This window comes from Mycobacterium sp., from assembly GCF_050701675.1.
Classification (GTDB): Bacteria; Actinomycetota; Actinomycetes; order Mycobacteriales; family Mycobacteriaceae; genus Mycobacterium.
Genome location: NZ_JBOGDD010000955.1, coordinates 1 through 6,827 on the forward strand (window position 1 = coordinate 1; position 6,827 = coordinate 6,827).

The window sequence follows — 6,827 nt, forward strand, 5'->3', positions numbered from 1 at the left end:
ACCGACTTCCGTACGATCAAGGGTGCGAGGATGCACTTCCCCGATTACCGTGCGGCGGAGTTCATTCCGCTGCTCCGGAGGCATCTGAACTCGCACGACTAGGGCCGATCGTCGGGGCGTGCCGACCGTCACGGGTCGGGAGCCTCTCTGGGGAATGCCATCCGGATTGCCCGGCGAGATCTTCACCGCGCTCGTCGACGCCGGACTGACCCTCGTGGCTTTCGTGGAGCATCGCGAAGTGCCATGGAATCCGTTGGGGGAGGTCATGACCGAGAGTCCCGACTTCGACGGCGAGTTCGTCCTGGCCGAGGGGCGTGACCGAATGCCGTTCACCTACACGTTGCAAGCGGCGAAGACGGCGCCGTAGCTCGCGGGGGACCGGACATGGAGGGCGGATCCAGTCCCCTCTTCTGGATCCGCCCATATTGCCTCTACTTCTCAGGCAAACATGAACACTACTGTTCATCGATGGCGATCGCAATCCTGATGTTTGCGGGGATTCGCAAGTCAGCCTGTGCTAGCTGCGGCTTCGACGCCTAGACTGAGAACTTCCCAGCAATAGATCGCGGACCCACGGTTACGGCATGAACAGCGGCAAGCAACTTCGACCCGGTCGGCACCAATTGAGCCGGGACCAGGTCAGGACCCATCAGCGCGATCGCATCTTTCGTGCGCTCGAAACCGTCATGGCGGTGCAGGGGTATTCCGAGACGAGCGTGGCCGACATCATCAAGAGCGCGGGTGTGTCGCGGCAGACCTTCTACGAATTGTTCGCTTCGAAGGAGGACTGCTTCATCACCAGCTACGCCAGGAGGCAAGGTGCGGTGCTCGAGACGCTCGTCGGCATCTCGGTGGCGAAATCCCCGATGCAGCGGTTCGCGACGGTGCTGCGCACCTACCTCACCGTGATGGCCGCGGACCCAGCCTTGTCGCGGCTGTATCTGATCGGGGTCTACGCGGCGGGCCCGCGGGCGATTGGGAAGCGTCTCGAACTCCAACAGCAGTTCGTCGACGCCATCGCCACGGTGTTCGAGGCTCGATCGAAGCAGGATCGCTTCACTGCTCAGGTGCTCGTCGCGGCGATTTCCACGCTGGTGACCAACGCCGTGCTCGAAGAAGATCCGCAAGCGGTGCTGGACTTGCACGGCCCGCTCATCCGCGTCGCCGAGCGGTTGATGGCGAGTGAGCGCTAGCGGGACTCATTCGGCGAAGCGGTAACCCATGCCGGTCTCGGTGAGCAGATGCCTGGGGTGGCTCGGGTCGTCCTCCAGCTTGCGGCGCAGCTGGGCCAGGTACACCCGTAGGTAGTGGGTCTCCTTGGCGTAGGCGGGGCCCCATACCTCCTTGAGCAGTTCATCGCGGCCGACGAGCTTGCCCCGATTGCGCACCAGCATCTCCAGCATGCCCCACTCGGTAGGGGTCAGGTGTACCTCGGCGCCGTGTCTCGTCACCTTCTTGGAAGCCAAATCAACTGTGAACGAGTCGGTTTCGACGACGGGCTGATCGGTCTCGACCGATGCCGCACCGCGCCGTACCGCAGCCCGCAGCCGGGCCAGGAATTCGTCCATCCCGAACGGCTTGGTCACGTAGTCATCAGCGCCGGCGTCGAGGGCCTCCACCTTGTCCGAGGAGTCCGTTCGCGCCGACAGCACGATGACGGGTGCGGTGAGCCAGCCGCGCAGACCCGCCAGCACCTCGATACCGGACATGTCGGGCAGGCCGAGGTCGAGGACGACGACGTCGGGCTTGTGTTCCGCAGCGATCCGGAGTGCTTGCGCGCCAGTGGCCGCGGTGTCCACGGCGTAGCCACGGGCGGACAGGTTGATGCGCAGCGCGCGCAGGATCTGCGGCTCGTCGTCGATCACCAGCACCCTGGTCATGGTGTGTCTCCGTCGGGCGCGGCAAGGTCGACCTCGATGGTCAGGCCGCCTCCCGGTGTGTCGGTGGCGCTGATGGTGCCGCCCATCGCTTCGACGAAACCCCTTGCGACGGAGAGCCCCAGCCCGACGCCCGAGGTGTTGTGGTGGTCGCCCAGCCGCTGGAAGGGCGCGAAGAGTTCGTCCACCAGCGCGCGCCGGACCCCAGGGCCCTCGTCGACGACGTTGATCAGGACCCGGTTGCCGACCCGGCCCGCGTTGATGCGGATCACGCCGACTGGTGCGTAACGCATCGCATTGTCGACGACGTTCACCAGCACGCGTTCCAGCAGGCCTGCGTCGGCCAGCGCGGCGGTGTCGCCGACGTCGACCTTGATGCGGTCCAGACCGGTTGCCCCCCCGGGTATTCCGACGATGGCACGATGGACGACCTCGTCGAGGTAGACCCGTTGTAGCGCGGGGCGCACCACTCCGGCGGCCAGGCGGGACGAGTCGAGCAGATTACCCACCAGCGCGGTCAGCTGGTCGATGGACTCCTCGATGGTGGCGAGGAGTTCGGCGGTGTCCTCGGGGGAGAAGCCCACGTCCTCGGCCCGCAGGCTGGACACCGCTGCCTTGGCTCCGGCCAGCGGCGTCCGCAGGTCGTGGCTGACCGCCGACAGTAGCGAACGACGCAACTCGTCGGCACGCTCGATGGCCTCCGCTCGGCCAGCCTCCTCGATGAGCTCGCGCTGTCGCACCAGCCCTGCGGCCTGCTTGGCGACGGCCGTCAGCACCCGGCGGTCACGGGCGGCCAGTTGGCGTCCACTCATCAACATCCAGAACTCGTCGTCACCGACTTCGATTGCAGTGTCGGCGGATTCCACGGCGACACACGGGTCGGAGCCCACGGCCGCAACGATCTGCTCATCACCGTCGTGCTCGCGCAGAAAGCTCACCGCCCGCTGCGAGTACGTCTCGCGGACCCGATCCAGCAAGGTGTCCAGATCGGCACCTCGCAGCACCGACCCGGCGAACAATGCGAGGAGCTCGGCCTCCTGCGAAGCGCGGCGGGCTTCCATGGCGCGCTTGGCCGCGCCGTCCACCAGGGCCGCGACGGCGACGGCGACGAGGAACAGCACGGCGATGGTGACGGCACTGTCGGGATCGGAGATGGTGAAGCTGTACCGGGGCTGGACCAGGAAGTAGTTGAGCAGCAGACCCGAGAGCACCGCGGACGCCGCGGCAGGTACGACACCGCCGAGGAGCGCCACCACGACGACGCCGACGAAGAACAGCGCGCTCTCGCCGGCGAGGCCGAGCACCCCGTCGAGCAGCAGGACGACCACCGCGCACAGTGCCGACGGCACCACCGCCGCCGCCAGCCAGGACGCCAAGCGTCGTTCGCGCGGGGACACGTGCCACGACGACACGCCCTTGGCCTGGCCGTGGGTCACCATGTGGACGTCGATCTTGCCGGAGTTCTGCACCGTCGCCGTGCTGATGCCCTCGGCGAAGATGCGCGCCCACCGTGAGCGCCGCGAGGTGCCGAGAACGAGTTGGGTGGCGTTCATCTCGCGAGCGAAGTCCAGCAGCGCCCCGGAGACGTCGTCGCCGACGACGGTGTGCACCGTCGCGCCGAGGCTCGTCGCAAGCTCACGGATCTTGCCCATCTGGGGCGCCGAGACACCGGACAGCCCGTCACCGCGCACGACGTGGACGATCATCAGTTCGGCGCTTGACCTCGACGCGATGCGAAAGGCCCTGCGCACCAGCGTCTCCGATTCGTCACCGCCGGTGACCGCGACGACGACGCGTTCACGTGCCTCCCACATGTCGCTGATCTCGTGATCGGCGCGGTACTTCGCAAGGGCGGCATCGACCTGGTCGGCCAGCCAGAGCAGTGCGAGCTCGCGCAGAGCGGTGAGGTTGCCCTGGCGGAAGTAGTTGCTCAGTGCGGCGTCGATGCGCTCGGACGCATAGACGTTGCCGTGGGAAAGCCTGCGCCGCAGGGCTTCCGGTGTGATGTCGACGAGCTCGATCTGGTCGGCGCGGCGGACCACCTCGTCGGGTACGGTCTCCTGCTGCTCGATTCCGGTGATCTGCGCGACGACGTCGTTGAGACTTTCCAGGTGCTGGACGTTGACGGTCGAAATGACGGTGATGCCCGCGTCGCGCAGCGCCTCGACGTCCTGCCATCGCTTGGGGTTCGTGGAGCCGGGGGTGTTGGTGTGCGCGAGTTCGTCGACGAGGACGACCTCGGGATGCCGGGTGAGAACCGCGTCGACGTCGAGCTCGGGGAAGTCCAAGCCACGATAGGTGACGAGGTGTGGCGGAATCAGCTCGATGCCGTCGAGCAGTTCGGCGGTTCGCTTGCGGCCGTGGGTCTCCACGACCGCCGCGACGACGTCGGTGCCGCGTTCGCGCCTGCGGTGCGCCTCGCCGAGCATGGCGAAGGTCTTGCCGACGCCGGGCGCCGCGCCCAGATAGATGCGGAGCTCACCCCGCTTCTCGGGGTGCCTGCGCGGTGACTGCTCCGGACTCACCTGCTCATCATCCACCCGGATATTGCTAGCCGGGCGCGCCGCCGGGCCTGTCTTTACGGTTCCCTTGCGGCGGCGACCTATGACGGGCGGACGAACCCGATGTCGTCGGTGATGACGGTGGTGGGACCGCTCGGCACCATCTCCGGGGTGCTGGGGCCGAGCGGGACTTTCTGGGGGTTGGATTCGGCGGTCTTGACGAACTGGAGCCGGTCCTTGGAGACCTTCCGAATCAGATCCTCGAAGGCCATGATGGTCAGCTGCTCGCCGGGGCAGCGCCGATAGCCGAATCCGAAGGGCGCGAAACCCGCGTAGTCGCACACGGGAAGCGGACGATCGTCGGCGACGGCGAACACGGTGCCGAACCCGCTGTTGTGCAGTGCCGCCTTGCGGCCGTCCTTGACCTCGAACGACGTTAGGTCGAACGGACACTTCGCCAGGCCCATCTGCCGAATGTGTGCTTCGTCGATGTCCTGGCTGGTGGGTGCGTGCTCGTACCGTGACGGATCGAAGTCATCGGGGTTTGGCCATTGCACGGGGTCGTGGCTGGTCGAGGTGTGGGGGCTGACGATGAAGCCGTGTCGCTCGAAGGCCGGCGGCCGGGTTTCGGTCATCGCCGAGATGCTTCCTGCGTTGGGCGAGATGGTGCGGAAGAGTTCCATGACGAATCGTTCGAGCGGGGGAAAGGCTGAGCCGTCGGGGTTTTCGAAGTCAGCGGCCATGGTCTTGGTGAACCAGTCCTTGGTCTGAGCGTCCCCGGTGTCGCGGCTGAGCTTGGCCATGACGTTGTACAGCGTGTTACCCCATTGGCTGAAGGCCACGAAGTTGTGGAAGCACTCGAAGACGACGTCCTCGTGGTTGAAGTATTCGCTTTCCTCGCCGTTCTTGAGCCAGTACCAGGCGAAGGTCTTCTCGGGTTCGGGGGTCTTCCCGGATTGGATGTCCTTGAGTCGGTCGTCGATCCAGGACTTCAGGAAGTCGAGATTCTTTCGGACGGCCATGTAGTTGTCGTAGACGATCTTCTGGGTGGGATCGCGGTACGCCAGCACGGTGTTGAAGTTCTCGCCGATCTGCCGAACCTGTTGGGGGATGTCCTTTCCCGTGACTCCCAGGTGCAGATCCCAGTACAGGTCCCAGAACGTGTCCAGGTAGATCCGCATCAACGGCTTACCGGCGTTCTGGGCACTGAACAGCTGATCGAAGAACCCGACGATCTTGTTCTGATACTTGCCTTGGTACAGGTCGGGCGTCACCGCCGACATGTAGATCCGCTTGCGGCGGTTGTCTGGGCCGCGTTTCTCCAATCCCTGAAGAAAGACCGTGACACCGTCTTGGGGAGCGGGTTTCCAACTCAAGCTCAGCAGCCCCCACATGTCGTAGGGCAGTGCGTTCTCCTTGGTGAGCGCGACGTCGATCATCGGCAACACGGGCCGCTCGCCATCGAAGACGCTGTTCAGGAAACTTGGCAGAACGACGTTGTCGACGTAGTCGGCATCGAACTGGGCGACGTACTTGGCACGCAGCTTCGCCACCGCACCGTCCAGATCACCTGGGGGCAGTGGCTGATCGCTTGGGCCACTCGGGGGCGACGCGTTCGCGCACGCCGAGAGGGCCGAAACCGACGCCACGGCGGTGGCCCCGGTCGTCAGGAATGCGCGTCTCTTCATCAGTTGAACCCTCTCGACATCGGGGCCGGGATGCATGGGAAAGACCATTCGGGAGGTGCCCGTGCGGGACGGTACGGCTAGCTGACGTTAGCGTCAACCACCGCGGAACTCTGACCCGGTCAAGATCATTTCGGCATAGGCTGTCGTCACCCTATGGAGGAGATCAACCATGAAGCTGGCCATTCACGTCGCGAGACGCGCCGTTCTCGGTGCCGTCGGTGCGGGCGCAGTCGTCGGCGCGACGATGTTCGCCGCGGCACCATCGGCGTTCGCCGACCCGCTGCCGCCCAACTGCACGGCGGCTGACCTTGCCCAGGTCGCGACCGGGGTATCGGCGGCCACGTCGGTGTACCTCTTCAGTCACCCGGACGTGAACGCATTCCTCACCGACCTCGAGGGTTCGCCGCGTGACACCGTCCGTGCCCGGGTCGCCGACTACATGGCGGCCAACCCGCAGGTACACGCCGAGCTCGCCGGGATCCGTCAGCCGTTGGTCGACTTGAGGGCTCGCTGCGGCGGTTCCAGCGACGACGAGGCGTGAGTATCGCCATGGGGATGAGATTGCCCCATGTCCTCACCCTGGCCGCCATGTCGTTCGTCGCCCTCGGGATCGTCGGCGCGCCGACGGCAGGCGCCGATGACCGCACGTGCACGAATACGTCGGCCAACACGACCATCTGCTCGCGGCCAGGCGGCAGCACCTCGATCAACACTTCTCCGCCGCCAGTGGTCGGTCCCTACTCCTCGTGCGGGTTCGGTGT

At 65.7% G+C, this 6,827-nt stretch carries 7 protein-coding genes; 4 read left to right on the plus strand and 3 right to left on the minus strand.

Annotated features, from left to right (window positions below; translation table 11 throughout):
* Nucleotides 1-154: 154 nt before the first annotated feature.
* Together ACRDUX_RS29015 and ACRDUX_RS29020 are read left to right on the plus strand one after the other, a co-directional pair.
* Nucleotides 155-367 carry a hypothetical protein gene (locus ACRDUX_RS29015; protein ID WP_526418989.1) on the plus strand — a complete coding sequence of 71 codons (213 nt, stop codon included), beginning with the start codon at nucleotides 155-157 and terminating at the stop codon, nucleotides 365-367.
* A 217-nt stretch (nucleotides 368-584) separates the two neighbouring features.
* Nucleotides 585-1,193: a TetR/AcrR family transcriptional regulator gene (locus ACRDUX_RS29020; RefSeq protein WP_526418991.1), complete on the plus strand. Its 609-nt coding sequence runs from the start codon at nucleotides 585-587 to the stop codon at nucleotides 1,191-1,193.
* Nucleotides 1,194-1,199: 6 nt separating this feature from the next.
* On the opposite strand, the gene ACRDUX_RS29025 is transcribed toward ACRDUX_RS29020, so the two are convergent.
* The 3 genes from ACRDUX_RS29025 to ACRDUX_RS29035 form a co-directional block, all read right to left on the minus strand.
* Nucleotides 1,200-1,880, minus strand: a complete 681-nt coding sequence (locus tag ACRDUX_RS29025) for a response regulator transcription factor (RefSeq protein ID WP_526418993.1) — start codon at nucleotides 1,878-1,880, stop codon at nucleotides 1,200-1,202.
* Complete coding sequence (locus ACRDUX_RS29030; RefSeq protein ID WP_526418995.1) at nucleotides 1,877-4,417, minus strand: DUF4118 domain-containing protein; 2,541 nt, start codon at nucleotides 4,415-4,417, stop codon at nucleotides 1,877-1,879. The genes ACRDUX_RS29025 and ACRDUX_RS29030 overlap by 4 nt, the downstream gene beginning before the upstream one ends.
* Before the next feature lie 62 nt (nucleotides 4,418-4,479).
* On the minus strand, nucleotides 4,480-6,066 hold the full coding sequence (locus ACRDUX_RS29035; RefSeq protein WP_526418997.1) for a hypothetical protein: 1,587 nt from the start codon (nucleotides 6,064-6,066) through the stop codon (nucleotides 4,480-4,482).
* Between the two features lie 169 nt (nucleotides 6,067-6,235).
* On the opposite strand from ACRDUX_RS29035, the gene ACRDUX_RS29040 reads away from it, so the two are divergent.
* Nucleotides 6,236-6,607, plus strand: coding sequence for a hemophore-related protein (locus ACRDUX_RS29040; RefSeq protein ID WP_526418999.1), 372 nt, complete (start codon nucleotides 6,236-6,238; stop codon nucleotides 6,605-6,607).
* A 14-nt stretch (nucleotides 6,608-6,621) separates the two neighbouring features.
* Nucleotides 6,622-6,827, plus strand: a 206-nt coding sequence (locus tag ACRDUX_RS29045) for a hypothetical protein (RefSeq protein ID WP_526419000.1), incomplete at its 3' end; no start/stop codon positions are given.

Bases quoted from the DNA above. Each gene is read 5' to 3' on its own strand.
- ACRDUX_RS29015 (WP_526418989.1), top strand. From the start codon at position 155: ATGCCATCCGGATTGCCCGGCGAGATCTTCACCGCGCTCGTCGACGCC.
- ACRDUX_RS29020 (WP_526418991.1), top strand. From the start codon at position 585: ATGAACAGCGGCAAGCAACTTCGACCCGGTCGGCACCAATTGAGCCGG.
- ACRDUX_RS29025 (WP_526418993.1), bottom strand. From the start codon at position 1,880: ATGACCAGGGTGCTGGTGATCGACGACGAGCCGCAGATCCTGCGCGCG.
- ACRDUX_RS29035 (WP_526418997.1), bottom strand. From the start codon at position 6,066: ATGAAGAGACGCGCATTCCTGACGACCGGGGCCACCGCCGTGGCGTCG.
- ACRDUX_RS29040 (WP_526418999.1), top strand. From the start codon at position 6,236: ATGAAGCTGGCCATTCACGTCGCGAGACGCGCCGTTCTCGGTGCCGTC.